General features: G+C 56.5%; 46 protein-coding genes. 15 read left to right on the top strand and 31 right to left on the bottom strand.

Annotated features, from left to right (window positions below):
* Nucleotides 1-19: 19 nt before the first annotated feature.
* Together FZZ88_RS09395 and thrS are read right to left on the bottom strand one after the other, a co-directional pair.
* Nucleotides 20-415, bottom strand: a complete 396-nt coding sequence (locus tag FZZ88_RS09395) for a DUF1824 family protein (protein ID WP_166016675.1) — start codon at nt 413-415, stop codon at nt 20-22.
* On the bottom strand, nt 415-2247 hold the full coding sequence (thrS, locus tag FZZ88_RS09390; protein WP_166016925.1) for a threonine--tRNA ligase: 1833 nt from the start codon (nt 2245-2247) through the stop codon (nt 415-417). The genes FZZ88_RS09395 and thrS overlap by 1 nt, the downstream gene beginning before the upstream one ends.
* A gap of 27 nt (nt 2248-2274) precedes the next feature.
* Here thrS and FZZ88_RS09385 point away from each other — a divergent pair, with 27 nt between their 5' ends.
* Nucleotides 2275-2607, top strand: coding sequence for a DUF2605 family protein (locus FZZ88_RS09385; RefSeq protein ID WP_370629775.1), 333 nt, complete (start codon nt 2275-2277; stop codon nt 2605-2607).
* On the opposite strand, the gene FZZ88_RS09380 is transcribed toward FZZ88_RS09385, so the two are convergent.
* The 5 genes from FZZ88_RS09380 to FZZ88_RS09360 form a co-directional block, all read right to left on the bottom strand.
* A complete protein-coding gene (locus tag FZZ88_RS09380) occupies nt 2592-3179 on the bottom strand; it encodes a glycoside hydrolase family 104 protein (RefSeq protein WP_226423629.1) in 588 nt (195 codons plus the stop codon). The two genes, FZZ88_RS09385 and FZZ88_RS09380, sit on opposite strands and share 16 nt — an antisense overlap.
* 311 nt (nt 3180-3490) lie before the next feature.
* Nucleotides 3491-4504 carry a tryptophan--tRNA ligase gene (trpS, locus tag FZZ88_RS09375; RefSeq protein WP_166016673.1) on the bottom strand — a complete coding sequence of 338 codons (1014 nt, stop codon included), beginning with the start codon at nt 4502-4504 and terminating at the stop codon, nt 3491-3493.
* A 3-nt stretch (nt 4505-4507) separates the two neighbouring features.
* Nucleotides 4508-5095 (bottom strand): hypothetical protein, encoded by a 588-nt coding sequence (locus tag FZZ88_RS09370; RefSeq protein WP_166016672.1) that lies wholly within the window; start codon nt 5093-5095, stop codon nt 4508-4510.
* Nucleotides 5096-5111: 16 nt separating this feature from the next.
* On the bottom strand, nt 5112-5639 hold the full coding sequence (locus tag FZZ88_RS09365) for a hypothetical protein (protein WP_166016671.1): 528 nt from the start codon (nt 5637-5639) through the stop codon (nt 5112-5114).
* Nucleotides 5632-6534, bottom strand: coding sequence for a cation diffusion facilitator family transporter (locus tag FZZ88_RS09360; protein ID WP_166016923.1), 903 nt, complete (start codon nt 6532-6534; stop codon nt 5632-5634). The genes FZZ88_RS09365 and FZZ88_RS09360 overlap by 8 nt, the downstream gene beginning before the upstream one ends.
* Nucleotides 6535-6703: 169 nt before the next feature.
* Between FZZ88_RS09360 and FZZ88_RS09355 the strand changes: the two genes are divergently transcribed.
* Together FZZ88_RS09355 and psbA are read left to right on the top strand one after the other, a co-directional pair.
* Nucleotides 6704-7987 carry a YcjF family protein gene (locus FZZ88_RS09355; RefSeq protein ID WP_166016670.1) on the top strand — a complete coding sequence of 428 codons (1284 nt, stop codon included), beginning with the start codon at nt 6704-6706 and terminating at the stop codon, nt 7985-7987.
* Between the two features lie 143 nt (nt 7988-8130).
* Nucleotides 8131-9207 carry a photosystem II q(b) protein gene (gene psbA, locus FZZ88_RS09350; protein WP_230332865.1) on the top strand — a complete coding sequence of 359 codons (1077 nt, stop codon included), beginning with the start codon at nt 8131-8133 and terminating at the stop codon, nt 9205-9207.
* 111 nt (nt 9208-9318) lie between these two features.
* Here psbA and FZZ88_RS09345 read toward each other — a convergent pair whose 3' ends face one another.
* Nucleotides 9319-9531 (bottom strand): galactose oxidase, encoded by a 213-nt coding sequence (locus FZZ88_RS09345; protein ID WP_226423627.1) that lies wholly within the window; start codon nt 9529-9531, stop codon nt 9319-9321.
* A 133-nt stretch (nt 9532-9664) separates the two neighbouring features.
* Between FZZ88_RS09345 and FZZ88_RS09340 the strand changes: the two genes are divergently transcribed.
* Together FZZ88_RS09340 and FZZ88_RS09335 are read left to right on the top strand one after the other, a co-directional pair.
* Nucleotides 9665-9862, top strand: coding sequence for a hypothetical protein (locus FZZ88_RS09340; RefSeq protein ID WP_166016667.1), 198 nt, complete (start codon nt 9665-9667; stop codon nt 9860-9862).
* 24 nt (nt 9863-9886) lie between these two features.
* Nucleotides 9887-10102, top strand: coding sequence for a hypothetical protein (locus tag FZZ88_RS09335; protein WP_226426185.1), 216 nt, complete (start codon nt 9887-9889; stop codon nt 10100-10102).
* Between the two features lie 168 nt (nt 10103-10270).
* Here the strand turns inward: FZZ88_RS09335 and FZZ88_RS09330 are convergent, their stop codons facing one another.
* The 8 genes from FZZ88_RS09330 to FZZ88_RS09300 all read right to left on the bottom strand — a co-directional run bounded on the left by FZZ88_RS09330 (nt 10271) and on the right by FZZ88_RS09300 (nt 13849).
* Nucleotides 10271-10717, bottom strand: a complete 447-nt coding sequence (locus FZZ88_RS09330) for a hemagglutinin (RefSeq protein WP_370519991.1) — start codon at nt 10715-10717, stop codon at nt 10271-10273.
* Nucleotides 10718-10826: 109 nt separating this feature from the next.
* The gene (locus FZZ88_RS09325; protein WP_166016664.1) at nt 10827-11228 is read right to left on the bottom strand and encodes an OsmC family protein; all 402 of its coding nucleotides are present in this window, start codon (nt 11226-11228) and stop codon (nt 10827-10829) included.
* A gap of 17 nt (nt 11229-11245) precedes the next feature.
* Nucleotides 11246-11428 carry a hypothetical protein gene (locus FZZ88_RS09320; RefSeq protein ID WP_115094193.1) on the bottom strand — a complete coding sequence of 61 codons (183 nt, stop codon included), beginning with the start codon at nt 11426-11428 and terminating at the stop codon, nt 11246-11248.
* A gap of 57 nt (nt 11429-11485) precedes the next feature.
* On the bottom strand, nt 11486-12028 hold the full coding sequence (locus FZZ88_RS09315) for an AAA family ATPase (protein ID WP_166016663.1): 543 nt from the start codon (nt 12026-12028) through the stop codon (nt 11486-11488).
* The gene (locus FZZ88_RS09310) at nt 12021-12455 is read right to left on the bottom strand and encodes a nuclear transport factor 2 family protein (RefSeq protein WP_166016662.1); all 435 of its coding nucleotides are present in this window, start codon (nt 12453-12455) and stop codon (nt 12021-12023) included. The genes FZZ88_RS09315 and FZZ88_RS09310 overlap by 8 nt, the downstream gene beginning before the upstream one ends.
* Before the next feature lie 14 nt (nt 12456-12469).
* Entirely contained in the window at nt 12470-13369 is a 900-nt protein-coding gene (locus tag FZZ88_RS09305) for a DUF481 domain-containing protein (RefSeq protein ID WP_166016661.1), read from the bottom strand.
* A gap of 4 nt (nt 13370-13373) precedes the next feature.
* The gene (locus FZZ88_RS12180; RefSeq protein ID WP_255453056.1) at nt 13374-13499 is read right to left on the bottom strand and encodes a hypothetical protein; all 126 of its coding nucleotides are present in this window, start codon (nt 13497-13499) and stop codon (nt 13374-13376) included.
* An 80-nt stretch (nt 13500-13579) separates the two neighbouring features.
* Nucleotides 13580-13849: a hypothetical protein gene (locus tag FZZ88_RS09300; protein ID WP_115024260.1), complete on the bottom strand. Its 270-nt coding sequence runs from the start codon at nt 13847-13849 to the stop codon at nt 13580-13582.
* Between the two features lie 96 nt (nt 13850-13945).
* On the opposite strand from FZZ88_RS09300, the gene FZZ88_RS09295 reads away from it, so the two are divergent.
* On the top strand, nt 13946-14170 hold the full coding sequence (locus FZZ88_RS09295; protein WP_115023489.1) for a hypothetical protein: 225 nt from the start codon (nt 13946-13948) through the stop codon (nt 14168-14170).
* On the opposite strand, the gene FZZ88_RS09290 is transcribed toward FZZ88_RS09295, so the two are convergent.
* The gene (locus tag FZZ88_RS09290) at nt 14153-14923 is read right to left on the bottom strand and encodes a sulfite exporter TauE/SafE family protein (RefSeq protein WP_166016660.1); all 771 of its coding nucleotides are present in this window, start codon (nt 14921-14923) and stop codon (nt 14153-14155) included. The genes FZZ88_RS09295 and FZZ88_RS09290 overlap by 18 nt on opposite strands.
* A gap of 34 nt (nt 14924-14957) precedes the next feature.
* Nucleotides 14958-15455, bottom strand: coding sequence for a hypothetical protein (locus FZZ88_RS09285; protein WP_166016659.1), 498 nt, complete (start codon nt 15453-15455; stop codon nt 14958-14960).
* Between the two features lie 77 nt (nt 15456-15532).
* Between FZZ88_RS09285 and FZZ88_RS09280 the strand changes: the two genes are divergently transcribed.
* Nucleotides 15533-15703, top strand: coding sequence for a hypothetical protein (locus FZZ88_RS09280; RefSeq protein ID WP_166016658.1), 171 nt, complete (start codon nt 15533-15535; stop codon nt 15701-15703).
* 148 nt (nt 15704-15851) lie between these two features.
* Here the strand turns inward: FZZ88_RS09280 and FZZ88_RS09275 are convergent, their stop codons facing one another.
* Nucleotides 15852-16010 (bottom strand): hypothetical protein, encoded by a 159-nt coding sequence (locus FZZ88_RS09275; protein ID WP_166016657.1) that lies wholly within the window; start codon nt 16008-16010, stop codon nt 15852-15854.
* A 188-nt stretch (nt 16011-16198) separates the two neighbouring features.
* Here FZZ88_RS09275 and FZZ88_RS09270 point away from each other — a divergent pair, with 188 nt between their 5' ends.
* The 4 genes from FZZ88_RS09270 (at nt 16199) to FZZ88_RS09255 (ending at nt 17792) form a co-directional block, all read left to right on the top strand.
* Nucleotides 16199-16417, top strand: a complete 219-nt coding sequence (locus FZZ88_RS09270) for a CP12 domain-containing protein (RefSeq protein ID WP_115024259.1) — start codon at nt 16199-16201, stop codon at nt 16415-16417.
* Between the two features lie 109 nt (nt 16418-16526).
* On the top strand, nt 16527-17024 hold the full coding sequence (locus tag FZZ88_RS09265; protein WP_166016656.1) for a DoxX family protein: 498 nt from the start codon (nt 16527-16529) through the stop codon (nt 17022-17024).
* Nucleotides 17025-17058: 34 nt separating this feature from the next.
* A complete protein-coding gene (locus FZZ88_RS09260) occupies nt 17059-17289 on the top strand; it encodes a hypothetical protein (RefSeq protein WP_166016483.1) in 231 nt (76 codons plus the stop codon).
* Nucleotides 17290-17483: 194 nt separating this feature from the next.
* Nucleotides 17484-17792 (top strand): hypothetical protein, encoded by a 309-nt coding sequence (locus tag FZZ88_RS09255; protein WP_226423626.1) that lies wholly within the window; start codon nt 17484-17486, stop codon nt 17790-17792.
* On the opposite strand, the gene FZZ88_RS09250 is transcribed toward FZZ88_RS09255, so the two are convergent.
* The 3 genes from FZZ88_RS09250 to rpsU form a co-directional block, all read right to left on the bottom strand.
* A complete protein-coding gene (locus FZZ88_RS09250; RefSeq protein WP_166016655.1) occupies nt 17770-18438 on the bottom strand; it encodes a hypothetical protein in 669 nt (222 codons plus the stop codon). The genes FZZ88_RS09255 and FZZ88_RS09250 overlap by 23 nt on opposite strands.
* Nucleotides 18439-18441: 3 nt before the next feature.
* Nucleotides 18442-18681 carry a hypothetical protein gene (locus FZZ88_RS09245; RefSeq protein WP_226423625.1) on the bottom strand — a complete coding sequence of 80 codons (240 nt, stop codon included), beginning with the start codon at nt 18679-18681 and terminating at the stop codon, nt 18442-18444.
* A gap of 214 nt (nt 18682-18895) precedes the next feature.
* Nucleotides 18896-19072: a 30S ribosomal protein S21 gene (rpsU, locus tag FZZ88_RS09240; RefSeq protein WP_009790002.1), complete on the bottom strand. Its 177-nt coding sequence runs from the start codon at nt 19070-19072 to the stop codon at nt 18896-18898.
* A gap of 290 nt (nt 19073-19362) precedes the next feature.
* Here rpsU and FZZ88_RS09235 point away from each other — a divergent pair, with 290 nt between their 5' ends.
* The gene (locus FZZ88_RS09235; protein WP_166016653.1) at nt 19363-19518 is read left to right on the top strand and encodes a hypothetical protein; all 156 of its coding nucleotides are present in this window, start codon (nt 19363-19365) and stop codon (nt 19516-19518) included.
* Between the two features lie 12 nt (nt 19519-19530).
* Here FZZ88_RS09235 and FZZ88_RS09230 read toward each other — a convergent pair whose 3' ends face one another.
* From FZZ88_RS09230 to FZZ88_RS09220, 3 genes are all read right to left on the bottom strand, one after another.
* Nucleotides 19531-19848 carry a hypothetical protein gene (locus FZZ88_RS09230; RefSeq protein WP_166016652.1) on the bottom strand — a complete coding sequence of 106 codons (318 nt, stop codon included), beginning with the start codon at nt 19846-19848 and terminating at the stop codon, nt 19531-19533.
* Between the two features lie 310 nt (nt 19849-20158).
* Nucleotides 20159-20656, bottom strand: a complete 498-nt coding sequence (locus FZZ88_RS09225; protein ID WP_226423623.1) for an early protein (E6) — start codon at nt 20654-20656, stop codon at nt 20159-20161.
* Nucleotides 20657-20659: 3 nt separating this feature from the next.
* Complete coding sequence (locus FZZ88_RS09220; protein ID WP_166016651.1) at nt 20660-22036, bottom strand: DUF2130 domain-containing protein; 1377 nt, start codon at nt 22034-22036, stop codon at nt 20660-20662.
* Between the two features lie 88 nt (nt 22037-22124).
* On the opposite strand from FZZ88_RS09220, the gene FZZ88_RS09215 reads away from it, so the two are divergent.
* Nucleotides 22125-22265, top strand: coding sequence for a hypothetical protein (locus FZZ88_RS09215; RefSeq protein WP_166016650.1), 141 nt, complete (start codon nt 22125-22127; stop codon nt 22263-22265).
* Nucleotides 22266-22272: 7 nt separating this feature from the next.
* On the opposite strand, the gene FZZ88_RS09210 is transcribed toward FZZ88_RS09215, so the two are convergent.
* The 3 genes from FZZ88_RS09210 to FZZ88_RS09205 form a co-directional block, all read right to left on the bottom strand.
* Nucleotides 22273-22638: a DUF1499 domain-containing protein gene (locus tag FZZ88_RS09210; protein WP_166016921.1), complete on the bottom strand. Its 366-nt coding sequence runs from the start codon at nt 22636-22638 to the stop codon at nt 22273-22275.
* A 32-nt stretch (nt 22639-22670) separates the two neighbouring features.
* A complete protein-coding gene (locus tag FZZ88_RS12175) occupies nt 22671-22796 on the bottom strand; it encodes a hypothetical protein (protein ID WP_255453055.1) in 126 nt (41 codons plus the stop codon).
* Between the two features lie 256 nt (nt 22797-23052).
* Nucleotides 23053-23211, bottom strand: a complete 159-nt coding sequence (locus tag FZZ88_RS09205; RefSeq protein ID WP_166016648.1) for a hypothetical protein — start codon at nt 23209-23211, stop codon at nt 23053-23055.
* 392 nt (nt 23212-23603) lie between these two features.
* Between FZZ88_RS09205 and FZZ88_RS09200 the strand changes: the two genes are divergently transcribed.
* Nucleotides 23604-23780, top strand: coding sequence for a hypothetical protein (locus tag FZZ88_RS09200; protein ID WP_166016647.1), 177 nt, complete (start codon nt 23604-23606; stop codon nt 23778-23780).
* Nucleotides 23781-24124: 344 nt separating this feature from the next.
* Here FZZ88_RS09200 and FZZ88_RS12170 read toward each other — a convergent pair whose 3' ends face one another.
* The 3 genes from FZZ88_RS12170 to FZZ88_RS09190 all read right to left on the bottom strand — a co-directional run bounded on the left by FZZ88_RS12170 (nt 24125) and on the right by FZZ88_RS09190 (nt 26147).
* Nucleotides 24125-24247 carry a hypothetical protein gene (locus FZZ88_RS12170; RefSeq protein WP_255453054.1) on the bottom strand — a complete coding sequence of 41 codons (123 nt, stop codon included), beginning with the start codon at nt 24245-24247 and terminating at the stop codon, nt 24125-24127.
* Between the two features lie 85 nt (nt 24248-24332).
* On the bottom strand, nt 24333-25793 hold the full coding sequence (locus FZZ88_RS09195; protein WP_230332864.1) for a glycosyl hydrolase family 57: 1461 nt from the start codon (nt 25791-25793) through the stop codon (nt 24333-24335).
* Nucleotides 25794-25805: 12 nt separating this feature from the next.
* Nucleotides 25806-26147 (bottom strand): hypothetical protein, encoded by a 342-nt coding sequence (locus tag FZZ88_RS09190; protein ID WP_166016645.1) that lies wholly within the window; start codon nt 26145-26147, stop codon nt 25806-25808.
* Between the two features lie 158 nt (nt 26148-26305).
* Here FZZ88_RS09190 and FZZ88_RS09185 point away from each other — a divergent pair, with 158 nt between their 5' ends.
* Nucleotides 26306-26644 (top strand): phenylpyruvate tautomerase MIF-related protein, encoded by a 339-nt coding sequence (locus FZZ88_RS09185; protein WP_166016920.1) that lies wholly within the window; start codon nt 26306-26308, stop codon nt 26642-26644.

Raw genomic sequence — 26644 nt, 5'->3', positions numbered from 1 at the left:
TTCTACCAGCGTGGGTTGGTCAGGAGAAGAAGTCCAGTGGAAGTGGTCCCCAGGTGGTGCTTGGGGTGGTTTCGTCGTCACCGTGTCCACTGATCAGAATTCCCTCGCCGAGGCCGTGCTCGATCCGAATCCGGATCGTGCCGCCTCGCTGGTTGGCTTTTAAAAACACAGGCCCTTGTCCCTCAGGGCTGTCGACAAGCTCCATGGGGTCCCACTGTTGGCGTAGCTCCAGGCTGCGCAACGCTGCGAGGGCCTGATCCATGGAGGGGGCCATCACTCCAATGGTGAACCAATGGGCGGTGGCCATCGCCTGGTCGAGCTCCTGGCGGAGCTGATTCCTGGTCTGAGCAAGCAGATCCGGTGCTCCCCGCAAACGCGCGAGATCGGCCAGGTTGTGCACAGGAGACTCCGTCATCAATTCAGCTCCAGACCTGCCGCGCGTTGGCCGTTGGCCATCTGGGCAGCTCTGAGCAGGTCGGCCACCGCTGTGACCCCGAGATCGCCATCCCGTCGGCTGCGCAGGCTCACAGCGCTCTGCTGCGCTTCCTTCGCACCGATGACGGCCAGAACAGGGATCTTCATCTGTTCTCCGGTGCGAATCAATTTCCCGAGGCGGTCGCCGCTGCGGTCGACCGTGGCGCGAACACCGGCCTTGGTGAGCTGGTCCAGGAGCTGCTCGGCGTAGGGCTGCACTTCGTCGGTGACAGGCAGCAGTCGCACCTGCTCAGGGGCCAGCCAGAACGGGTAATCGCCGGCATAGTTTTCGGACATGATTCCGAAGAAGCGCTCCAGCGAGCCGAAAATGGCGCGGTGGATCATGATCGGCCGCTGCTTGCTGCCATCGGCGGCGATGTAGTCGAGCTTGAAACGTTCCGGCAGGTTGAAATCCAGCTGGATGGTCGAGCACTGCCACATCCGTCCGATGGCGTCTTCGATCTTGAGATCGATCTTCGGGCCATAGAAAGCGCCGCCACCCTCATCGATCTTGTAGGCCCAACCCTTGCGCTCCAGGGCCTCGATTAGTCCCTTGGTGGCGAGGTCCCAGACGTCGTCATCTCCGATGGACTTCTCCGGTCGGGTGGAGAGGTTGATTTCGTAGTTGTTGAAATCGAAGGTGGAGAGGATGCGCTCGGTGAGATCGAGGATTTTCAGAATCTCGTCGCTGATCTGTTCGGGCAGGCAGAACACGTGGGCATCGTCCTGGGTGAAGCCGCGCACGCGCATCAGGCCGTGCATCACACCCGGTCGCTCGTAGCGATACACGGTGCCGAGTTCTGCCCAGCGAATCGGCAGTTCCCGATAGCTGTGCAGCTTGCTGGCATAGGTGAGCACGTGGAACGGGCAGTTCATTGGCTTGAGCTGGTATTCCCGTTCGTCCACCTCCATCGGACCAAACATGCTCTCGGCGTAGAAGTCGAGGTGGCCTGAGGTCTTCCAGAGGCTGATGTCGGCCACGTGGGGTGTGTAGAGGAGCTCGTATCCGCCCTCGAAGTGGGCCTGACGCCAGAAGTCCTCGATCAGCAGGCGCATGCGGGCGCCGCGGGGGTGCCAGAACACGAGGCCGGCACCGGCCTCATCCTCGATGGAGAAGAGGTCGAGGTCTTTGCCGATGCGTCGGTGATCCCGGCGCAGTGCTTCTTCCTTGCGGCGTTTGTGCTCCGCCAGTTGTTCGGGGGTTTCCCAGGCTGTGCCGTAGATGCGCTGCAGCTGCGCTTTGGTTTCATCACCACGCCAGTAGGCGCCTGCCACGCTTTCCAGCTCAAAGGCCTTGGCGTTGAGCTGCCCAGTGTGGTCCACGTGAGGTCCTGCGCAGAGGTCCCACCAGGCCTCACCCAAGGTGTAGAGGGTGATGGGCTCCTGGAGGCCTTCAAGGATCTCCAGCTTGTAGGGCTCGTTCTGGGCCTTGATTTTTGCTTCGGCCTCGCCGCGGCTCACCTCAACCCGTTCAAGGGGCAGCTTCTTGTTGATGATCTTGATCATCCCTTTCTTGATGGCCTTCAGATCGGCCTCTGTGAAGGGATCGGGATTGTCGAAGTCGTAATAAAACCCGGTTTCGGTCCAAGGGCCGATGGTGACGCGTGCCTTGGGGAACAGCTGCTGCACAGCCATGGCCATCACGTGGCTCATCGAGTGGCGGATTTTGAGCAGTTGATCGCTTTCGCTGGTCTTGGGCAGAACCACTGGTGCTGAGGGTGCTGGGGTGGTTGCTGCAGCGCTGCTCACCGGTTCAGGTACGAGGCCCGCCATCCTATGGGCGAGACCCGAGGCCATCACGTGGGCGAGTCAATTAATCGGGAGGCTGGTGCTCTGCTGGATGAGCTGCTGGCTTCCCTCCTCGATGACTTCGAGCACTGGTTTCAGCGCGGGGAGGAGCTTCTTCAGGCCTGTCCGGATGCGGTGATGTCGCCCCAGGAGCGTCAGAGCATTGAGGGGCGACTGCAGGACGGCAAGAAGGCGATTGTTGCCACACGAGCTCTCGTGGCTGCCTCAACACAGCCCATGGCCGTTTCCATGGAGGTCATGAAACCGTGGCACGGTTTGGTCACTGAGGTATGGGCTTTGGCCGCGAAGCTGGGTTCCTCCCGTTCTCCTCAGGCACCCAGCTGACTTCTCAGCTCGCGCAGGTTGCTGCTGTAAAAGCTTGCCAGCTCCTGATGACTCTTCACCGGTTGCCCATAGGCGGAGTGGCCGGCTTTGGTTGGGAAGGATGCCCATTCGGGTGCCAGCTTTGCCATGGCGTCCTTGGTAAGACCCTGCCGATCAATCTCATCCAGAGCACCCCGTCGCTCCGCGAGATGCAGTGCAGCCTGATCCTGGTGCCTGGGTTCGAAGCTGGACAGCCTGAGTTCCTGGGCCACACCTTTCCAGGTCTTGGGCAGGAACTGATAGGCACCCGCAGCGGCGCTGGTGTAGCGCTTCACGATCACCCGCTCGGGATGACGGGAGAGGTCCTGGAACTGACCTCCCCCGTACATGATTTGGTAGCCCTTGTCTTCACCGTCTTTCCAGGTGCCTTCGGCATAGCGGATGGTGTTGAGCAATGCGCGTCGCTCAGGCGTCAACTCGTAGCGGCCTCCCTCGTTACCTGAAGACAGGGAGGCGCGACTGCTGGGGCCAATATCTGTCTGGAGATCTTGGGGGCTTTGGGGGGGCTGTGATGCTCCTGCGCAAAGAACCATTCCTGCGGTCAGCGCTGCACCGACCAGAGGTCGGCTCCAACGAGAGCTTTTGTTGGACGCAGAAAAAAGAAGACGCACGCAGGGCAATCAGGTGGACGGTCACAGTGCTGGCCCAGGATGCCTCCGCGCGAGATCGGTCTCTGAGGGGTTGACATGGTGATTGAGCTGTGTAATGCAAGTGAGGGTGTCCTGAGAGTCTTCCGAGACTCATTGCTGTCGCTGCGATTGTTTCTGGCAAATCTCTTGGGGTATGGGGCGAGGCCGGATCTCTTGTATTGATAAGAGCGGCTGATGGTTGCCTTTGATGGCGATCAGGCTCGTCGGGCAAAGCCCAGGGCCTCTCGAACCCGTTCCAGCGTGGCGTTGGCCACGATTTCTGCTTTCTTGCGTCCCGTGCTCAGCACTTGGTCGAGCTCCGCGGGGTCGTTCATCAGCTCGCGATAGCGCACCTGGATGGGCTCCAGGGCGTTCACTGTGGCTTCGGCCAGCATCGGTTTGAACTGCCCCCATCCCATCTCGGCGCATTCGCTGGCAGCCTGCTCCCGTCCCTTGCCGCTGAGGATCGCGTAAAGCCCTAAGAGGTTGTCTGTTTCCGGTCGATCCGGGTTGCTGAATTCAAGTCCCCGCAGCGGATCTGTTTTGGCCCGTTTGATCTTTTTGGTGATCAGCTCTGGCGGGTCCAGCAGCGTGATGCGACTCCCCTCATTCGGATCGCTCTTGCTCATCTTGCTGCGACCATCAGTCAGGCTCATGACCCGAGCGCCCTCCTTGAGGATCAGCGGTTTCGGAACCTTGAGCACAGGCTTTTCCTGGTCGCCGAAGCGGGCATTGATGCGCTGCTGAGCGATGTCACGCGCCAGTTCTAAGTGCTGCTTTTGGTCTTCACCGACGGGCACAAGGTCAGCGTCGTAGAGAAGGATGTCGGCGGCCATCAGTACCGGGTAGTCCAGTAAACCCACGGACACGTTGTCCCCTTGCTTCACCGCCTTTTCCTTGAACTGGATCATCCGTTCCAGCCAATTGAGCGGTGTGACGCAATTCAGCAGCCAGCAGAGTTCACTGTGGGCTGCCACCTGGCTCTGCACAAACACCGAGCAGCGCTTGGGGTCCATGCCGCAGGCCAGGTAGAGCGCAGCCGTGGAGCGGGTGTCCTCAGCCAGACGGCTGGGGTCATGGGGAACGGTGATGGCGTGGAGATCAACCACACAGACGAAGGTGTCGTGGCTCTCCTGCAGGTCAACCCAGTTGCGGATGGCACCCAGCCAATTGCCGAGGTGCAGTGCCCCTGTCGGTTGCACCCCGGAAAGAACCCTTGGCCGGTTCATCAATCAGTCCTCGGTCGTTTCGGTTTTGGTCTCGTCCGTCGACACATCTAAGGCCGATCCATCCGCAACGGGAGCCGAACTGGTGGCGTCGCTTGGGGCCGCTTCCGAGTCCACTACTGGCTCCACCACCGCTTCCGCTACCGGTTCAACCTGTGCTTCGGGTTGGGGTTTGGCAGGGCGAGCAAACGGGTTCGGACGGGAACCCCTGCTGCTGCGCTCGTCGTCGAACCGGCGACCGCGACCACCGCCATCACGACCACCGCCATCACGACCACCGCCATCACGACCACCGCCATCGCGCCGGCCACTCCTGGCGGGCTGATTGCGTTGCTGCTCGATCAGGGCATCGAGTTGGCCGTCCTCCAACATCTGCCCCAGGCTGCGGACCGCGAAACCAAGCACGGCAACGGTGGAGCGGAGATTGAAGGCCTCCTGTAGCGCCCTTGCGGAGCGCATTTCGTTGTCGCTCAGACGAATGCGAAAGCCTCCGCCTTCGCGGCCGCCGGCACGGTTGCCACGACTGCGCTGGCCGTCACGGCCGCCGTCTCCCTGTCCCGCCTGATGTTGGGGATCGCTGTAGGAATCACTCATGGCCCATGGCCTGGAATCAGGCGCAAGTGTGACGCATCACCGGGGTTTTTTCGGTGATCCAGAGCAGCTGGTGGCATTCAACGCTGTTCTTTCGAGCGAGCACCAGCATTGGAACAGCCGTGATCCCCCGTTCGATCCGCTCGCGGTAGCTGCTCACCAATTGTCGGTAGCGCTGGGCAGTCCATCCGTGGATGGCCGTGTCCCGACTGCTCCAATACTCCCGGAGAGCTCTTTGGCAGTCCTCCATGCCGAAGTCATTCCAGCAGCTCTGCTGTGCCAAGAGTGGATCCACCCCCTGCTGGAGTAGGCGCCGGTAATGCACCAGTTCCGGGGCTTCATCACGCCCATCCGGGGGAAGTAGGCGATGCAGCTCCGTGAGGGGAGTTCGGGACAGCCTCAGCCAGCAGCGTTCCTGCAGCAAAACTGGCAGTTGCCAAGACCAGCCATCGGCGCGGCGGACTTCATCGAGTACGTCGATCAGGCCCCTCTGTTGACGCTCTGTCAGCCCGGCGAGCGGCGCCACTTCGGTGTCGGCTTCAGCCATGGGCACCGGTGTAGGTGATCCAGTCCTCCACGTAGTCCTTCGGTTCCAGATGGATGGTGCAACGCACCGGGCCGAAGGTTTTCTCCAATCGCTCCTCCACCTGCTCAGTGATCTGGTGCGCCTTGGTGAGGTCGTCGGCATCGACAACCATATGCATTTCGATGAAGATCTGCTGACCCGGCACGCCGCGGCTGGCGATGTCGTGGCAGTTCATCACCCCGACGGTGGACATCGCTTCGGCGTAGATGGCCTCGGGGGCAATCGCCATGTGGTCGACAAGCCAGGGCAAGGTGCTGCGCAGCACCTGCGAGCAGACACGGATCAGCAGCAGAGCCATGGGGATTGCCAAAGCAACGTCGAGCCAGCTCACCTGCAGCCATACCGCCCCTGCCATGCCCACCAGTACCACCACGGTGGTCCAGACGTCACTCGCTGCATGCTGGGCATCTGCCTTGAGCAGGTTGCTGTTGAGTCGCCGACCTTCCCGCAGCTCATACCCTGCAAGCAGGAGATTGAACCCCAGCACAAGGGTGAGCAGTACAAGCTCCTGGCCCGTGACACGAATGGGTGGCAACCCCTCCAGGAGCCGCTCCCCTGAACGCAGGAGGATTTCGATGGCTGTGAACAGGATGAAACCTGCGATTCCGAGGGCTCCGACCGCCTCGTATTTGCGATGTCCATAGGGATGATCGCGATCCGGCCGTGGATCGGAGAGCTTGTTCGTGACCAGTCCCGTGAGGCTGGAGAGGGCATCTGTGGCGCTGTGCATGGCATCCGCGATCACCGCCAGGGATCCACTCATGACCCCCACCAGAAGCTTCAGAAGCGACATGGTGATGTTCAGGCCCAGAGCCACCATGAGAACCCTGCGCACCCCCTTGCGGTTGTCGACCATCGGGTTGGGATGACTGTGTGTCATGGCTGAACCCGTCTACTCCCTAAGTTATGGAGAAGTCTTCCCGTTGACCTGAAGTCCTGGTGTCAGGAGTTGGGTTGAGCTAAGAAGGGCCACTGCTACATCACGCTCTCGGTTGAAATTTCCGGCTTCATTGCCAGATCTGGTGATGCCACCAACGTCGCTGCTGCGGCCGCTGGCTGTGGCTGGAGCTGGGCTGCTTGCTGGACACTGGCTGATCAGTGATGTCATGCATGTTCCTGGCGGAGGACTGGGCCTCCTGGCTGCTGGTGGCGTGGTGATCTGGCTCGGCCGCAAGCCCAGCAAACCGCGGTTCGCAGCACCGGTGTCTCTGGATGGATGGATTGCTCGGTGTCAGGAGGTGCTGGATCAGTTCGCACGTTTTGAGCAACAACCATCCGCTGATCTAGCTCGACGCGCTGAATTGAAGCTGGTGGTGGACCGCTGTGGTCCTGTGCGTATGGCCATGGTCGCCCTAGGGGTGCCTCAGGGACCAAACGAAGACGACCTCAGCCGATCTCTTGCAGGCTCGGTGTCTTTGAGCCTGTCGTTCTGCCATCCCTTGATCACGGACGACGGCAGCCGCTGTTGGCCCCGCGGTCTGCTGGATCAGGACCTGATTTTGTTCACCCTGGGCACTCCATTGCTGGCCTCAGACCTGCTTTGGCTTCAGCAGTTGCCGGACGATCAACCCGCCTGGCTGCTTGTGACTCCCGAGGGTCAGGAATCGTCTCCTGATGCCATCTCTGCTCTCGTTGATGATCTCCCCGATCGTTGGCGTGAGCGAATTCTGGTTCAGGATCCGTCGATGTCGCTTCGGGCTGCTTTGGGGCCTTTGCGCCGTTTGCTGAAACAGGCGGCTTCCGAGACGCGGCCGCGCCTTCTGGCTGATCTTCACCGGCGCTGGCAGCTCGACTTGGAGTCGCTTCGGCGTGAGCGCTTTCTGCAGATCCAGCAACGCACCCAATGGGTGGTTGCCGGTTCTGTGTTGGCATCCCCCGTCCCCAGCTTTGATCTTCTTGCCGTCGCGGTGGCCAACGGATTGATGATCAAGGAGATGGGAGAGATCTGGGGAACGTCGCTGCAGCCAGATGTGCTCCGGGAAGCGGCGGCGCAGCTGGCGCGTGTGGCGCTGGCCCAGGGCGTGGTGGAGTGGACCGGACAAACCTTGCTGGGTCTGGCCAAGTTGGATGGGGGGAGCTGGCTCATCGCTGGAGCGATGCAAGCCCTTAGTGCGGCCTATCTCACCCGCGTGGTGGGACGTTCCATGGCGGATTGGCTGGCGGTTAACGCGGGTGTGGATGAGCTGGATCTGGTGGCGTTGAAGCAGCAGGCCCCGTTGATCGTGGCCCGGGCCGCTGAGCAGGAGCGGCTGAACTGGAACGGCTTCGTTCAGCAATCACGCGATTGGCTGCTTCATGCAACTTCATGAAGTGCTTCATGAAGTGCTTAATGAAGATTGTTTGAGACCTGATTCTGATTGTTTCGATCTCATGTAACGGAAGGTTCCGTCCATAGGCTTGGTCCACCTATCCCCTTTTTTTGGGGAGAGGTTCATTCGTCTTCTTTTCTTCTATGTCCACCGCAATTCGCAGCGGACGCCAGAGCAATTGGGAAGCCTTTTGTCAGTGGGTTACCGACACCAACAACCGCATTTACGTGGGTTGGTTCGGCGTACTGATGATTCCCTGCCTCTTGGCGGCCACCATCTGCTTCACCATTGCGTTTATCGCAGCACCCCCTGTCGATATCGATGGCATCCGTGAGCCTGTCGCTGGCTCTCTGATCTACGGCAACAACATCATCTCCGGTGCTGTTGTTCCTTCTTCAAACGCCATTGGCCTGCACTTCTACCCCATCTGGGAAGCTGCTTCCCTCGATGAGTGGTTGTACAACGGCGGCCCATATCAGTTGGTGTGCTTCCACTTCCTCATCGGCATTTCCGCCTACATGGGGCGTCAGTGGGAACTCTCCTACCGCCTGGGCATGCGCCCCTGGATCTGCGTCGCCTACAGCGCTCCGCTGTCTGCCGCGATGGCCGTTTTCCTGGTCTACCCCTTCGGTCAGGGCTCCTTCTCTGACGGCATGCCCCTGGGCATCTCTGGCACCTTCAACTACATGTTGGTGTTCCAGGCCGAGCACAACATCCTGATGCACCCCTTCCACATGTTGGGCGTCGCAGGTGTCTTCGGCGGCAGCTTGTTCTCCGCCATGCACGGCTCTCTGGTGACCTCCTCCCTGGTGCGTGAAACCACCGAGAGCGAGTCCCAGAACTACGGCTACAAGTTTGGCCAAGAGGAAGAGACCTACAACATCGTGGCTGCCCACGGTTACTTCGGTCGCCTGATCTTCCAATACGCCTCCTTCAACAACAGCCGTAGCCTTCACTTCTTCCTGGCTGCCTGGCCTGTTGTCGGCATCTGGTTCACGTCCATGGGCGTGTCAACCATGGCCTTCAACCTGAACGGTTTCAACTTCAACCAGTCCATCCTGGATAGTCAGGGCCGCGTCCTGAACACCTGGGCCGACATGATCAATCGTGCCGGCCTCGGCATGGAAGTGATGCACGAGCGTAATGCTCACAACTTCCCCCTCGACCTGGCTGCTGTTGAGTCCACTCCTGTGGCTCTGCAGGCTCCTGCCATCGGTTGATCTGGAATCAACCTGTTCCTTCTGGAACAGACCAAACGATTCAGATCAACTGAATCGGAAAGCCCCCTCTCACGAGGGGGCTTTTGTTTGTGGTGCAGGATTTGAAGCGAATCAGGCTCCCTCAGGGCACCAGCCGATCTCCTTCTCCAGTCGCTGCATCCACTGGTGGCAGCGGTGATCAAGGTGTGCTCCCTGGGGGAGCAGTTGTTGATGGCGTGCGCAGGCTGGCTGAGTGACTCCTGCCTCGGCAAGGGTGTGCTGAAAGTGCTGGCAGGTGAGGCACACCATGAGGGATCGGCTGGGCCGTAGCTGCCCTGCGCCCATCGGTGGCCAAGTCCCAGCTAGGGGTACGTTCAAGGACTGCATAGCCATGAGTGTAGTAACTGTGTACTACTCCCTAGGTTTCTCGCTGTCAACGATCTGGCCATGGTGAGCCGGCGTTAGGGAGAATGTGGATATGAGTGAGTCCCGCGCCACGCTCCAGTTCGATCTGGATCTCGAGGCTGTTCGCCTTCTCCATCGCTCGGTGAGCTTTCATCTCGAGAAATGGCCTGGGGGGCCGGATCCAAGGGAGCAGGAGGCACTGCAGGCGATGAAGACCTTGCTCACGGCAGCATTGCTGGAATTCAGCCTCGATCAGGACGGCCAGCGCTAAAACCCGCCTCCTTCACTCGTCTTCATGCAAGCTGTGACAGAGATCCATCGGCGACTTACAACTCCTTCAGTGGTTAAGAGCGTCATGGAGCAACAGCAGGCTGGAACCTGGGATTCTGTTGAGGCATGCCTTGAGTGCATCACCACCTGCTCGGTTGATGACGGTGAGTGCGTGACCACCTGCGTTCGGACACATCTCGGTGACGAGGAGGAACTCTGGACCAGCAGTCTTTGTCTCTGAGCGTTCACTCTGAGCTGTAGCCGTGGGTTGGTTGATCGCAATTGCAATCGTCTTATTGCTGTCTTTGCTGGGATGGCGCTGGAATCAGCTCGAGTGTGCGGCGGATAACGCCATCAGCGACCGATTGGTGAAGCGCATTCGTCGTCATTCACGACGACGGAAGCACCATCACTGAGATCCGTGATCTCTGCAGATGTGCTCATCTTCCCAGCTCCAGATCCATGGAACCGTTGCTTTTGCTTTCCGGAGATCCTCTTGTGCTTGAAGTCGTATGGGGATGAATTCCGTTCTGTAATCAAATTCGCGATCACGCATGGATTGGCTCATAACCAGGCTGCCCTCGTGACTGGAAGCTGAGGGGTGGTAGGTCCCGATCGGGATTTGGAGAGCACCCATCGCGCGGATCAAATGAATGATGTGATGGGGGTGGTCCCAGGCTGGAATCAGCAGCGTGAAGCTCCGAGCCCCTTCCAACACCAGGTTGTTGTCCACCTGATGACGGTGTACGTAGTACCGCTCTGAACCGTCTTGATCGGGGGGTGACGTGGCGGCGCCATGGTGGGCGACCACGTCGGTGCCATTGCTCCCTGGGACCCCAGCATCAAAGAAGGTCACCGATGGAGTTTCTCGGAAGACATGAATCGGTATGAAGTGAAGTCTCACGATTCCTCCTCTTGCTCTTCTTATCTCCGCACTAAACCCGTCTTTGCATCGATGCGGATGATCAGCACCAGATCACATTAATCGTCATGGATTGCTCAAGATTGCGTTTCACAGGGCAGTCATTCACAACACGCTTGAACAACTGAACCTGCTCATCTAACAAACCTTTCGGCAGGGTGATGCTGACCCGAAGTGTCTCGATCCTGCGGGGCCCCGATTGGCTCATGATTTTTTCCACCGATGCTTCTGCATCAGTAACCGTCCAATTTCGGCGTTTGGCCGTGATTCCCATCACGGTCAAGATGCAGGTGCCAAGAGCGGTGGCCAACAAATCTGTTGGTGAAAAGCTTTCACCACGTCCGTCGTGATCAGGCGGTGCATCGGTGTGCAATGCCACGCCTGAGGGCCCATGTTCTGCTGAGCAGTGCAGGTCGCCGGTGTAGCGGCAGGAAATGCGCGTCATTAGGGCACTGCCCTTGCTCAGGCAACCGGCATGCGGCAACCCAGCTGAATCGTGCCTTCGTCGATGAGTCGGCCGAGTCGCTGCGCTACGGCTTCCTCGGTTCGCGTGAATTGATCTTGTCGGTCGGTCACCCACGCCATTTCACCGTTGGTGATCACGCCGGTGGACATGGCTTCCAGAAACAGTTCTCCGAGAGTCATGGCACTGATGCTGTTCCAATCACGTTGATGGGACTCAAAGGGGGGTGCATGACCTGCTTACCTTTCTTCATGGCCAAGAATGATTTGAAGTGCTCGATTGATCTGTTCGTTGTGGTCTGACCTGGCGGGATTGAGGCGAATCAAGCTTGAAAATCCCTCCCTCTTATCGGGTCTGTCAGCACGGCTGTTCAGCGTTCGGTGCATCGCATGAATCACCTGTTCCGGGACCATTCGTTCACGGGATCGGTTCCAGGCAAGACAGCGGTCCACCGGTGTCTGTAGCCACCAGCCGATCCACTTCAGGCGCCTCACCCCTAGGTCTCTGTGCATCAACCGTTGGCGCCAGCTGAGTTGCGCATGGGTGGCATCCAAAAGCACGTGCTCGCCAGCAGCCAGGGCGCTGTCGATGGCTTCATGGAGGAGGGGCTCGAGTTCAGGCCAGGGACCCTGAACGTTTGCGTCCCCCCAAAGCTGTTTCCTCAGAGCGTCGTTGGAGATCACCCTTGCGCGGAGCAACGGAGCGAGGATCCCGGCGAGGGTTGACTTTCCACTGCCGGGGGGACCGATCAACAGATGCCCCTGCTGTGCTGGTTCAGGCAACGAACCGTTTGTACAGCCATCGCACCAGCCCACCAATCACAGGTACAGGAGCGAATGTGGGACCGACGAAATCAAAATAATCACGATGATCCCCGATTTTTCCATCTGGATTGAAGCTGAGTCGGGTTGCACCGGGATAGATGAACTCAATTCCTTTTATTTTTAGGCCCATGCGCCATTCAACGAAGGCAGTTTCTCCGTTTACCACCACCGTTTCTGTTTCCAGGAAAACGTCATCACAGCGCTGCATCAGACCTTCCTGGGCAAGGATGTAAGCGTCAATTCCCTGCCGTTCCTGGGTTGGATCGGTGAAGTGAACGTCGTCGGCGTAAACAGCCTTCCATTGCGCAGCTGTGGGGCCGGGTGTTCCGTAGGGCTTGGTGAACAGGGCACGGATCTGTGCTGCGTCTAGCGGGGGTTGAAGCATGGGTGGTGTTGTCATCAGAAGTCGGCGCCCACCTGAGCTGTGATGGTGTTGTTCACCTGTGGGGTGCTCATGCTTTGGTAAATCGATTGGACCCGCAATGTTGTGAACAACTTGCTGTTCAGGGCGGGGTAATAACGCACCTCAGCGGTAAGGATGTTGCCTGGTTGAATCTCGTTCGCCCAGACCGTTGTGAACTGGTTTTGAAGTCCGAACTTCAGCGTTGACCATGGTTTCCAGCTGAGATCTGCGGTGAGCGTTGCGCCGCCGTAGGTGTTGCCGCAAAACGTGTCGCTGGCACAGGTGATGCCTCCTCCGCTCCACTGCACCGAAGGACCGATGGACACTGTGAAATCAGTTGATTCTGACTTCATTAGTGGAAAGGCCACACCGATGTTTCCCAGAACGGTGTTCACCCCGGAATCATTGGTGCCGTTGTACTGGTAATTGCTCAGAGCAAACAAATCGAGGTTGGATCCTATGGGTTTGTCGTATCGGAGTTCCGCGGATCCCTTCTCCGTATCGATGGAGAGTGCCTCCCCCGAATCCTTCGACTTGCTCGCGTTGAAACTGCCACTCAAAGACAGCTTCTGTTGTTCATCTCTGTAGCGGGTTTTACCGGTGAAGCTGATCGACATGGAGCTGTCGCCGTCCTTCTCATTGCCGATGAGACCCGCGGACACAGAGCTCGTCCAGAGCGGCTTGGGTTCGGCCGGTTGGAGTTGCTCTGCGGTGAGTTCCAACCGCCCCAGCTGGGGGTGGTTGAGCACGGTGGTTCCATCCTCCGAATTCCGCTCAATCAACGTGCCGTGAATTTTGTCGCCGTTGCGCAGGGTCAACGTGACGGTTTCGGCCCAGCTCAGGCTGGGGAGCATGCCGAGGGTCAGCAGTCCAGCGGTGGCGAGAAAACGGCGCATGGCGTCAGTTGAAAAAACCTTTGGACTGCAGCCAGAGGCCGACGGCGAGCAGTGGCCCGAAGCCGGCGATCAAAACTGTGATCTTCAGCCGCAGTGGTGACACCTGCGGGTCGTTCTGGCGAAGAGCCATGGCTTGGAACAAAGGTCGATGACCTTAAACGGTGTGCTCTGTCAGTGCCTGTTCCCATGACGACCAACTTGATCTCCTCTTCAGAGCTCGTACTCCTCTTCAAATTGCTGGATCAGGCCCTTGTAAAGCGCGAGCAGGCCTTCTGTTTCTTCGCAGAATCCGTCGGTGGTGTACTTAGCGATGAGATTCACCACGGCGCTTCGGATCTGCGTGAAGGCGCCGAGGTACTCAGCCTGGATGTCCTCATTCCGGATGTCGTTGATCAGCGCGCCCACTAGCTCAATCTTTCGCTTGGCAGCGGCCATTTCCGCTTCCATGTCCTTGTTGAGCTTGCGGCGTTTCTTCGGCATCCCCTCAATCGGATCAATCACCGACATTACGGGAGCCGGCGGCCCTCCTTGTTCAACCAGCTTCCCTTAGCGTTGCGAGGATTAATCCCTGGGCTTGTGGATCGGACCTTTCGCGGCGTTGCTTATGTGTCGGTCTGGGTGGTGATTTGGGGAACTGTGGCGTCCCTGATGGACTGGATGCTGCTGACGGGTGAGGTTTATGAAACAGCCAGTGCTGGTCAGGCGGTGACGTTCATTGCCTACGGGGCTGCAACGGTGGTACTGGCAACGCGATTCTCTGGGCGTTTCCTTGAGGGCTCCGATTCAGAGACAGCGGATTAGAAGAGATCCCCCCATAAGCAGCGCCAAGATTTCGAAAGATCGTTTGACCAGACGACTTCCTTTCACCAGGGAGTAGTGGGCGCCCAGAAAGCCTCCGATGAACGACCCGAGAACCAGTGCTGGTAGCCAGTCCCAGCGGATTTCTCCGCTCAAACCCAGCACCAGGGCTCCCATCCCGTTCCATCCCAATCCCACCAAAACCAGCGTGTGGGCTACGGCTCTCGCGTAGCTGAGTCCGAACCAGCGCACCAGCCACAGGGTGACAAACAAACCTGTCCCCGAGGTCAGTGAACCGTTGAGGATTCCAATAATGAAGAGACCACAGGCTCCGACTCCAACGGTGCTGGCCGTCAGGGGGCGGGGCTCGTCCATCGTTCCCAGATCTGGCTTCCGTGCGGAGTAAACCCCCAGCCCCAGCGTCAGCAGACCAAGGCTCGCGGTAGCCGCTTGATCTGGCAGGGCAAGAACCATGCTGGCGCCCAAACAGACCCCCGGTAAACCGGCACCGAGCACCACTGCAGAGCGATTCAGGTCAAGGCTGCTGGCTCGCCAGTGACGCCCCGTTGCCCCGAGCCCCAGAGCAACGCTGGCAACCTTGTGAGTGGCCAGTGCCATGGCAAATGGAAGACCAAGAAGGATGAGCGCTGGGAGTTGAACCAGTCCAGCGCCACCGCCCGCTAGCGCTGATAGGCCATTGGCTCCAATGGCAATCCCCAAGAGGGCTATTTGGGTTAGCAGTTCGGAAACACTCATGCCTGCTTGGCTTGTCGCACCGCCATAGGCCTGTTCAATCTCGTGTCAGGAAGGCAATAGGCACCGAAAACGTGATGATGCGATGGGGCTCCCCAGGGAGAACAGCGACGCAGGCCACTTCCCTATCAGCGTGGGCCTCACGAGATTGCACGACGAAGGCCGTGGCGTCCTCGATGCTCCACATTGGGGCATCACCGCTACGGCGTTCATCCCTGTAAGCCTGCCAAACCTCTGCGAAAGCCTCTCCCTCCTCTCCGTTCTTCATTTCGGTGAGAGCTTGTTCCAAGCCCACGTCCTCAAAACGCTCGAACAGCTGCACCATCAAAGGGTGAGCAATGGTGGATGAGGCCTTCAACGTCGAGTTGATCGTGCCGATTGCACTCACGATCAGTTTCGGTTTGGTGCGTCTTGCATCGATCACTCCGACAGGCAGGTTCAGATCCCAGCTTGGATGTCCGCTGACGGCACAGGCCAGATCAAACAGCCCCACGCTGCATTGCTTGATCAGGTTCTGAATGGTCTGCCGATCCATAGTTCTGTCGTTCGCGGCTCGATTCGCCGTTTGCACTCCAGTGTTGCCAGGATGACCCTCGAGTGGAGACGTTCAGGATGTCCCTGGTTCAGATTTACCTTGATGCTGTGACTCACCAGGTGATCACCACAGAAGAACTTGCCTACGTATCTGGCAATCAGGATGTCTTTGATCGCACTGAATTGAAGCTCACAGCGCGTTTAGAGCATTTGATCGGTGTTGGCAATATCAGTGTCGGAACGCGCTGATTAGCCAAACAGAATGCGTTGCAGTCGACTAAAGAATTGCCGCATCGGACTTTTGTTACGACTGAAAATCATTCGGTCATGTGACAGCATCGCGCGGCTCACCCGATCTCCGCCTCTGATAGGGAGGAATTGATGCCAAGTCAAGCCCTCAGGGGAGTGCCACAACACCCGACCATGTCTGGAGCACATCGGGTGCACCCTGGGTCAGGGCCGATACGGCACTAGCCGAACCAATCCCGATGCCCAGCACAATTCCTATGGCAAAGACAAGAAGTCCTGTCAGAACACTGCGATCGGAAAACGGCATGTACTTGATGATCAGCCTTCCTGACTTTCCTTGGCAGAGCGACAGATGGCTACAGCGATGTCACAGGACGTGATGCGGTCTACGGACGGTCTGTTGTGTGCTTTCGACCACAAAGGTAGATCTACCGACTGATGGGAATGGGTCGTCTTCGCTAACAACCCAATGTCAGCTAGATGACGGTTCGAGTCATGAAAACAATTGACGAGCACATTCAGAAGGACCAAGAGGAGTTCCTCAAGGCCCTGTCTGATCACAACGACGGCAAGGTGCGTCATCTCACTGAAGAGCTGCAGTGGTTGTTGGACCACAAAAAGGAGTTTCCCGATGACCCCCATGACCCATCTCCCCTGGAGCTGTTCTGCGAGCAGAATCCCGATGAACCCGAGTGCTTGGTTTACGACGACTGAGCCGTCCAGGCGAGCTGAGTAGAAGTACTCACCAAGGGGTTCTCTTCGGCGCGGGCCCGCACTGGGACACACAACTTATTTAAGTTGTGTGTAGTCGACTGGCTCTGCAGTGATTCGCACCATTCTTTCCCGTCCCATTGCAGGCGACCTTGGTCTGCTTGTCCTCCGTGTGTTCACAGGGGCTCTGCTGATTCACCACGGCTACGAGAAGCTCGCCAATATCGAGAATTTTGCCGATGCATTCGTTCGTCCGTTGCATCTGCCCTTCCCGATCCTGCTCTCCTACGTCGCGGCGTTCTCGGAGGTGATCGGAAGCTGGTTGCTAATCACAGGGTTGTTGACACGGATGGGTGCATTGGCGGTTGCTGGAACCATCTCCGTCGCCATCTATCACGCCATCGTCACAGCCGGTTTCAACATCTATCTTCTCGAGCTTCTTGGGCTGTACTTCGCCGCAGCTGTTGCAGTGTTGGCCTGCGGACCTGGTGTGTTCTCCATTGATGAGCTCATCGCTCGACGTCTTGAGCCAGACATGGAGTTTTCTGCTGAGCCCAATGAAAGCTTTTCCAAGAACGGTGTTCTTGAAGAAGCAGTGGTCGGACGCTGAACATCCCCGGTTGATCCTTTGACCAAGCCCCGCCTTGCGGGGCTTTTTTGTTGGCTGGCTACGGTTTGGGGTGAAGACGCGTCAGAATCAAAAGAGTTGGTTCAACGCGATGAAAGAGGTCAGTCTGTTGGAAATGATTGGTCGTTCATTGGCCAAGGTTGCTGCTGGCGCTGGTGTTGCAGCAGTATTGATCTGGCTGACCTACGTCCTGCTGGATTTTGGACATATGCAGTCCGGCTTCACTCTGCCTCAATCAAGTTATTGAGAACAGATGGAGTGGAATGATTTCGCTACTCCTTTTCTGATTATCTCCTCTCTGCTGATTGCACTGCAGATCAGTTGGATTGGGGTCATGTTGCGACGAAGTCGTCGCAGACGCTTAGGTGAACCACTCAGTACCACGGCTTTTCGCCGTGAGCTTCAGAGAATTTTTTATGAACTGAGTGAACACCCTGAATCATGAAACAACTGCCTGGCCAACGGGGACCAAACATGCCTCGTTGGCTGAAAACCGTTCTCGCCGCAACGATCACACTGGTGAGCACCATTTGGCTGCTTTCACTACTTCCTTTTCTATTACTAGCAGCGTTAATTATTTCAATTTTGCTTATCCCAATTTCCCGTCGTCTCCGACGGGAGATGGAAGAAGCTGGATTCAGTATCGATGGAACCTTTAAGAGCAAGCAACGCCGTGACGTCAACATCACGCCATGGCATCGACAGCTCCGTAATATCTGGAGAGACGTCAGCTCCGGAAAAGGTCTTTAGCCATCGACCGGTAACGACCAAGAGAACTTCCTCCACGTCTGGCACGTGCTGACAATCGTTGTCCGGGAAGAAGATGCAGGGGGGCGTAATTCACGAGTGTCGGTTCTGGATTCTCTTTCTGTTCAGCCGCCAACACTTCAGCAATGGCTTCAGCAGTGGTTGGTGTGGGTATTGGGTTTTGCGAAACCGCTTCCACCTTGATCGCCCTGCTTGCAACAGATGAGGTGTCACGTTGTCTGGTCAATTTGGTTGAACCGAGGGGCCAGAGAAAGACAAGACTCAGCAGAAGAGCGACTGCGGCAGTCAAGGTGCCAGTGAGTCCAAACGCCAGGCTCTGAAAGTTCCAAAGCAGCCCCGAACCAGCCATGCCGAGGGTTCCGATGGTGGCGAGGATCAAGCCGAGGATTGACGCCTGAGGTGCTTTGACTTTGAGCGGCTGGGTGTCTTCGCTGGATGCAACGGGTAGGACTCGTGGTTCAGGTCGCAGCAATACAAAGCTGATCCCCAAAAGCACCAACGATGTCACGGTGCTGCCAAGCCCAAAAGTGCGACCCTGAAAATTCCAAAGCAAACCTCCGCCGGCCAGGCCTGAAACACCGAGTGTTGCCAGAGCAAGACCACTGAAGAAGGGAAGACTGTTGCGCATGACTCAGTTGCTCCGGTTCTGCAGGGCGGCGTAGGCAATGGCTCCGCCGCTGATCACTGTCAAAAATCCAGCGCTCAACAGGAAGCCCACCAAAATGGCGAATCCCAGAAAAGAGCCCAGAAGAGACATTTTGATTCGAAGCAGTTTTGACTTCATCAGCAACACCAACAGCAAGACGATGGTGGCCTTCAGGCCGGCAATTTTTGCTGCACTGATGGGACAAAATGGGTTGAACAACACCATCGGGTGGTTTTTGTCGGTCTAAAGCGTTGATTAATTCTGGCGAAAACAGAGACGTACCGTGACATCCCGCCATTAGGAGACGTGCTGTTCAAGCAGTACACAAGCACTGGACGTTTCTGGTGAAACCGGTTCCCTCGGCGGTGTCTGTTATGGCCAATTGATGGCACATAAAAAACGGGCCCTTGGGCCCGTTCGTCGAATCGACGTTGCCGGATCAGCGCCGGCGGTTGCGGGAGCGTTGCTTCAGCTTGCGCTTGTACTTCTCAACGGGGGTTTCGTGGTGACGGATCCGACGCAGATCAGAAAAGATGCCGGCTTTGGCGACGGAGCGTTTGAAGCGACGCAACGCGGATTCAATACCTTCGTTCTCGCCGACTGTGACCTGACTCATCCGTTCCCCGAAAGAGAGCAATAAACATCGACTTTAACAGCCACCCTCTCGTCGTGAAGCAGGTCAGACTCTGTGGCGACCCCCCTGCCAGGCATGACAAGCCCTGGCGAGATCAGCTCGAAACGCGTTCAGCATTCAGAAGCGGCTGAGGTCTGATGCCCCGCTTCGGCTTTAAGACCTATGGACTGCTTTGCTGCCTGCACTCTTTTGCGTGACGCTTGTTGAAGAGATGGTGGCGCTTCCACGCTTCTGCTTTGGGATAGGTCAATCACCTTCAGCAGGTCTTCGTCTTGAGCATCACGCACTGCCCCCTGTGCATTGGCCTGGCTGTTCTATCGGCAGTTCGATTCCTTGCCCATTGCGTCATGGCGGTTCAACTCGAACGCAGCACAGCAGGAGAGTCCACCCATCCCGCCATGCTTCTGGGGACCGTGTTTGAGATTTGAAGGAAGCCTCCTTCAGGGATCCTTGGGATCGATCAGTTGGAGATAGGCCAAGTCAGACCTCTGTAGAGCTTCGTCGTCATGGGGTGCCTCAACGCTGAAGAGGAGTTGAAGGATGCGACCACGATCCATGCCACGGTCGACCACCTCCTGCCATAAGCGTGAGGTGAGTTCAGCATCACGCCATTCGAGCTGGGCATCGATCAGGGCTCGTGTTATGGCGAAGTAGCTCTGCCGATCATTGCGGAGCCGGTCTTCGGAAATGCTCTGTTGAACCGGCGGCTTCAGAAGGTTGCGGATTCTTTCCGAGGCCGACCTAAGCATCTTTGGCATCTTCGTCTTGCGACTCACCTCAGTCTGATTCGGCCCTCACGGCTGACAACAGAGTGAAATGCCTATGACGGCAGAGAATTGAGTATTTGGACTCACTCCAGTGGAACGGTAGTGCTGATGACTTTTTGTAAAGTAAAACCAGTTATGTTCGGATCAACGTTTTAAGCCTGTGGAAATACTCGTGCTTGCAGCTGTATTCGTCCCTTTTTCTGCACTCGTTATGAATGCATTTTCTGGTGACTCTGAAGACGACTTCGATTTTCTTTGATGGAATCCAAGCTTCTAGCAATGTTGGCGTTCGGGGCTGCGATTATGACCCTGTGGGCTTGGTTGATGGCGAATTTGCCGCAGATGGGGTCTGACCCGAACAAGCCAGGCAGCCCCCGTTAATTCGGTAAGGCGCCAAGTGGCCCCGAAGGCACGTGGTCCCGCGAAAAAACAGTTTTTTCCCTTGTTCACGAGCATGTGCATCGGTTAGAGGCAGCGTCAGCCAGCGCTCGGGAACTTGTCCTACCAATTTCGATCTGGCCTCAACAGCTGCTTGGCGGCGTTCTTTCTCCTCCCGATCGTTTTTGCGATAAACCCCTTCAATCTGGAGTTCTCTCGCACAATGCTCGCAAGCGTTCACGGTGGGTTTGCGACGCGCTGTGTTGAGCGACAATTTGTCGCTGGGTACCTCTCGCTCTGCTCCACAGCTGCAGCGGCACCACCAGTAAACGTTCCCTGCTTTGGTTCGACGTTCGGAAGCGCGCACTACAGTGAGCTTTCCGTAAACCTCGCCGATGCGGTTGCGTGGGCTGGAAGGCATCGTTTAGGCGGATTGTTGGTCAGCTGAATTGTCTAAATCGGCAAACTTTGCTTCCATCGTTGGATTTTTGCGGGTCAACTTTTTAACGGTGACATCCTGCGCTTTGTCATTGGCGAGGCGAAGATTTCGATCAGCTCCCATCAGCGCATCTTTAGTTTTTTGGAGATGATCAATGGATTTATCGATTTCATCAATCGCCGTTTGGAAGCGTCTCGAGGCAAGGTCGTAGTTTCGTGAGAATGCCGTTTTGAAGGTTTCGAGGTCGTTCTCGAAGTTGGTTACATCAATATTCTGAGCTTTTACAAGGGCAAGCTCTGCCTTGTACTCAAGCGATTTCAGAGCAGCATTGCGTAGCAAAGTGATAAATGGAATAAAAAACTGTGGCCGAATGATATAGGTTTTTGTATAGCGATGAGAAACATCAACGATTCCTGAATTGTATAACTCATTTTCGGGCTCGAGGAGCGATACAAGAACTGCATACTCGCAGTTCTTTTCATTTCTATCTTTATTGAGCTCTTTGAGAAAATCCTCGTTTTTCTTCTTGGTGGCTGTTGTGTCGGCTTCGTTTTTCATCTCAAACATAATTGAGATGATTTCATTGTTGAGTTCGTCTTGGTCGCGGAAGATGTAATCGCCCTTGCTACCACTGCGGGCATCGTTGTCTTTTTCGAAGTAGGCCTTCGGGAAAGCAGCAGCACGAATGCGGTTGAATTCGGTTTCGCAGTGCTGTTCAAGAGTTTCTCCCACCATTTTGGTGGAGAGTCGCGCTTTCATGTCGCGCAGTCGTTCTATGGCTTGATCTCGGTCACTGAGCTGGGTTTCATAGCGTTCCTTGAGCGATTGTGATTCCAGTTGATGCTTCAGCTCTGTTTCGTTTAAAACGCTTTGGAGAGCATCTCGTTGCTTCTCAACCGTGCTCACCGCTTCATTCACTGCTAGCTGCTGTTGCATCGAACCGGCATTCAGCTGTGCCTGCAAATCACGAAGCTCACTATCTTTCTGAAGCGTCACCGCCTGCATCTCTTTGGCGAATCTGGTCTCTGCGAGGCGTTGCTGTGTCGCCTGTTGTTCCCGCATTTGCTGTAGTTCGGCGGCGATGCGATCTCGCTGCTTCTCGGCTTTATTGACAGCATCTTTAATCGCTAATTCTTGATGCATCGCACTTTGCTTGAGTTGGGCTTCAAGCGTCTGCATTTCTGTGTCTTTTTTGGCAATGGCCAATTCGATGGCATTGCGCTTGTCCTGTTCCGCCAGTGCAAGTCGTTTGTTCAGCTGTTGTTCAAAGTCTCTATCTCTCACCTGCTTCAGGATGTCGGCATAGCCGGCCTCATCCACCTTGAAGGCAGTGTTGCAGTTGGGGCAGATGATGTCGTGCATGTCTGACGTTTTGTGTTTTTCGATCGCGCCACGTCGTGGCATTTTATCGGGCTCTGGCTAATACGAGTTCAGATCAACGGTTCATGCTGTGTCTGATTGGTTTGACCCTCGCGCCCTTGTGGAAACTGTGCTGGTCGCCGGCATTGTGGTGATAGCTGCTGTCGGATTCGTGGCGGGTATCAAGGAGTTGATCTTGGATGTGCGCAAGATGCGTCGAGCCAAGGTGTGAGGATCCTTCAGCGCTCTAGGGCGGACCGCAGCTCCGAAATCCTTGCGGCATTCACACCAAGGTCAGAGTCACCAATCCGAGACTCGGAGCGTGCTTGAATCTGGCTCTTGTCGTCGTCTGCGAATACTTCTAGGTCGTCAATGAAGCCGAAGAATGCGCTGCTTGCCTCCGCATGGAAGTAGGCCTCCCTCTCATTCACGACAACCATTCGGGGACTCTGCCGAACCAGCGTGTTCAGCATGTTGAAATCTGCGGTTGGATCTGAGCTCACCCACACTTCCCTTGCGCAGTGAGCGGTCGTCTTGCAAGCACGGAGGTCACCCTTGCTGACTCCCAAATCGGCAGGAACGGGGCCGACGAGATGGAACAACATCAGGATTGGAGCCAGTAGGCCGGCAAGAAAGGTCACTGGTCTCTGCGGGAACGACCGCTCCAGTTGAGCATCCAAAGCCAGACCCCGAAAAGAGTTCCTACCGGCAGTGCAATCACCACAAGCTGGCTGATCACGAGTTGACGAGCTTCAGGATCCACGTTTGTGCTGGTTGGAGGTCCGATAGAGCTGATAGGCACCCGCTTCGTCATCATGGTGATGATGCGTGGGAGACGATGTCGAATCCAAGCTGGATTGTGCTGGCCTGGTTGGTTGTGGCGTTTGCTTCTGCCATCAAGTTTTGGTCGATCACGCGCCCATTTCGCAAGAAGACGGCTCGATCAAGTCAACAATCCGTTGATGATGCCCGCCAGCGTTTGGAACGAAGCTGGCGCAAGGACAGCAAGGTGTAACCCGTTAACGCTCAGCAATCACCCATGCTGTTGCTGCTCTTTGTCGCACGTATAGATCAGCCAGTTCTCTTGCAATGGCTTTCAACGTTTCAAGGTCATTGGTGTCATCGATGGATCGCTTGATCGATTCAGCTTCGAATTGCTGAGTCAGACTCAGATTCATAGCTCAACCAGGAAGTGAACCAACTCTAATCAACCGTTATTTGTGTTGTGAGATGGCTGCCGCCCGTGAACGTGCGATCTCCTTCTGCCATGCCAAGAGAAGATCTTTGCTCATCTCCTGAAGCTCTTTGACATCTGTGATCGTGCTGATATCTCGAGTCCGCTGTTCCAGGTCGAACTGTTGGCCAAGTGTCAGAGCAATGGGCTCCATGGTGACGTCGACAAGTTGGGATCAAAATATCGGTCTGCTCCTGCGTCGTCGTAACAACAGGTACGTTTCAGGCCGGATGTGTTCTGGTGCGTACATGATTTTGATGACAGAGCATTGCCTGTTGTCGCTTTTTGGTCTGTCTCGTCTGGATTTTTCTCAGGATGGTATTGATTGATGGTTTCATGCACTTTTCCTGGTCGCAACATCTTGAGCTCGCTCGATCTGTTGAGGCTGCTGGTGATCAGGAGCGAGGTGCTGCTCTCGCGCTGATGGGGGTGGGGCTGGCGCTTCTGCTGCGTGATCTTGAACAAGACTTACTCAACGTGCCGAGTCCTCTGGCTCCTGGGCCTCAACTCTGAAACACCTCGGTGGGTAAACGTTGACATCAAAAACGATGTCATGATCAATTCACTACGTTTAAGGAAGCTCGCAGTGAAGCAATGGAAGGATCTGGACAAAATCTCGAACGACGTTATCTGCTTCAAATCTGGAGAGAGACAGATGGCTGGATGCAATCAAGATGCAGTGATTTAGTCGAACTTGACCGTGAGATGGATGCAGCCTCGATTTACCTTGAGTTTCGCTTGAAAGGTGTCGCCTAAGTATCAGTTCGGTGACTCGGCAACAGGAAGTGACATCGCAACCAAAAGTGCGATACCGATTTCAGTAAAAGCCATCAGAAGCTCAGTCCCGATCCCCATGATTAGTTGCGGTTCTCGTCGATAGGGGGGAGGTCGCTGGGTTGCATCAAGGCGAACACGACAGCTGCGGTGAGCACAACACCGATGCCAACCATGGCGATGATCGCCGTCGTGTAGTCGCCCATGGCTCAACCTGGTACTGCGCCCACGTTACACGCATGTAACGCTCTGTAAAGCGTTTCTCAGTTTTTGGTTCACGGCTGTGGCCGCTTAGCTGCACAGCTTGGAACAATCCTCCTGACTGAGGCGTTCGTTTCCGCGGCGATGGATCTCGTGGGCGTAATCGGTCCAAGCGCCTTGCCCCCAGTACCGAAAACAGCTGGTTTCCAGCAGCAGTACATGGAGTAGCGACTCTTGATAGGCCTGCGTGCAGGTGATCGAGGAGTCTCTGTCGACTGTCTGATCAAACAGCGCATGAAACTGAGCACTCAGTTGATTCATGGGGCCCAGCACATTGGCGTAACCCTCCACCCAGCTGAGATTGTTGGTCCAAGACGCACCCTCCATGTTGAAGCCAGCATCAGCGTCACTCAGCCTGTTGATCGCGCTCTGAATGCCGTCTGCAGTGGCGTTGTCCCCGGCCTCTCTCCAGAGGCGGTGGTGCTGAACAGCCTCAATGGTCGGGGAGTGGCTGGGATTCACCCCGCTCCGCTCAAGGGCTTCGATGTATTCACTGCCGTTGATGGCAACGGTGCCATTGGGGTTGTCACGGATTTGGCGATTGGCCTGACGGAACGCCTCAGGGAATTCATTCATCATCACGCCCCCGTTTTCTCCATCGGCAATCTGGCTTACGAGCGATGGCACATCGACCTCGCCGAGCTGTTGGCGGTCGCAGCCCAGCGCCTCGTAATAAGGCTGCATTTGCCCCACCAGCTTGGTGTCTGAGCCCTGGGTCTTGATGAGCGCCGTGATGCAGGTTTCCTCGCCTTTGCTGTTCCTGGCAACAAGCCGATTGGGAACAAAGCACTGGTCGCGCTGCAGTGGGCTGCCGTCGATGCGCTCGACGCTGTGCTCCTGGACCAATAGCCACTGATATCCGGCATCCTTCAGGGCTTTGACAAATTCGAACAAGGTGTCGGGATGGTTCGGTAGTGCCATCTCCGGTGGGGAAAATCCCTTGACGCGTTCCAGTGCTGCTCTGCCGAAACAGGCCTCGAACTGCTGTTGCCAGGCGCTGATCTGCAGTTTCAGGTCTGGGATCGGTGTTGATGGGGCAACGGCATGACTCCAGAACGTTCCAAGCCATTCCACGTGCTCCTGCATCAGGGGATCACAGGCCAGGTAATGAAGTGCGTCGCCGATATCGCGACGCCCCATCTGTTCGATTCCCCACAGCAGGTTGCCTGAATAGTCGAGCATGATTCTTGGGGCGCAGCCCTCGTTGATCAGTTCTGGCAGGAGCTCGGCAAGACGGCGGTAGCAATGCGCGAAGGGTTCAGCGTTGTGGTTATCACCTTCGTTGGGGTGATCCAGCATGTACTGAAGATGGGAAATCAATGTGTTGCCCGCTCCCGCTGGCACCGTCGGTTGGTGCATGTGGAGAGCACAGGCAAATCCCGAACGAAGTTGCTCAAACTTGATCGCGCTATTGGACCAGGCCTGACGTGGTTTCAGCATCAAGGCCGCAACGTCCTGTTCGCGGCCGCTGATCGGTGGGCAGGTTGTCATTGAATTTGCTCGTTATTGCCAGCCGGCACGCGGTGTTTGGCGCAGCATGCCTTCCCAATGATCTCTCCATGTGTTCTGATCGCCAATGCCTGCCAGCAGTTCCACTTCGGCCGGCGCCCGATCCAGTCGCTGTCTCCAGCAGGTGATGTCTTCCGCTTGATCAAGCCAAATGCTTATGACATCTTGCCGAATCGAATCAACATCCCAGTTTTGTTGATCGGCAATGTGTTGTGACCAATGCATCAACTCGTCGAGGCTGAGTGGCCTAAAGCCCATCAATTTCAGACCTGTGATCTGCTCGAGTTCAAAGCGTCGCAGAACATCTCCCAGACCAAAGATATGAAGAAGGATCATGGCACTGATCACTTTGTTAGTGAACTTACGAGCTTTCTTTTGAGGCACGCTGTTCAGATTGATGATCTTTTCTTTTGGAAATGTTTGAGGTTGATCGCTAGTCATGCTTGGCACTCGCTGTTGGAGAGTGCCAAGCTTTGTCTAGCTTTCTTGGTGCAATGCCCCTCATCAACGTGCGCACATCGCTGCCGGCGCTGAAGGATGGATCGGCTTTGCTGCAGGAGCTTTCCTCCGAGTTGGCCAACCAGACGGGCAAGCCGGAGGCCTACGTGATGACGCTCCTGGAGACGGGCGTGTCGATGACCTTCGCCGGCAGCCACGAGCCCTGTGCCTACGTGGAGGTGAAATCGATCGGTGCCCTTCGTCCACCAGCGATGACAGCTGCGTTCTGTGAACTGATCCAGGCACGCACAGGAATCCCTTCCAACCGGGTGTACATCGGTTTTGAAGATGTGCAGGCGAGCTGTTGGGGGTGGAATGGCAACACCTTTGGGTGA

The organism is Synechococcus sp. PH41509 (assembly GCF_020514285.1).
GTDB lineage: Bacteria > Cyanobacteriota > Cyanobacteriia > PCC-6307 > Cyanobiaceae > Parasynechococcus.
Note: the sequence above shows the minus strand (reverse complement) of the source record. Positions and strands in the feature narration are given on the sequence as shown.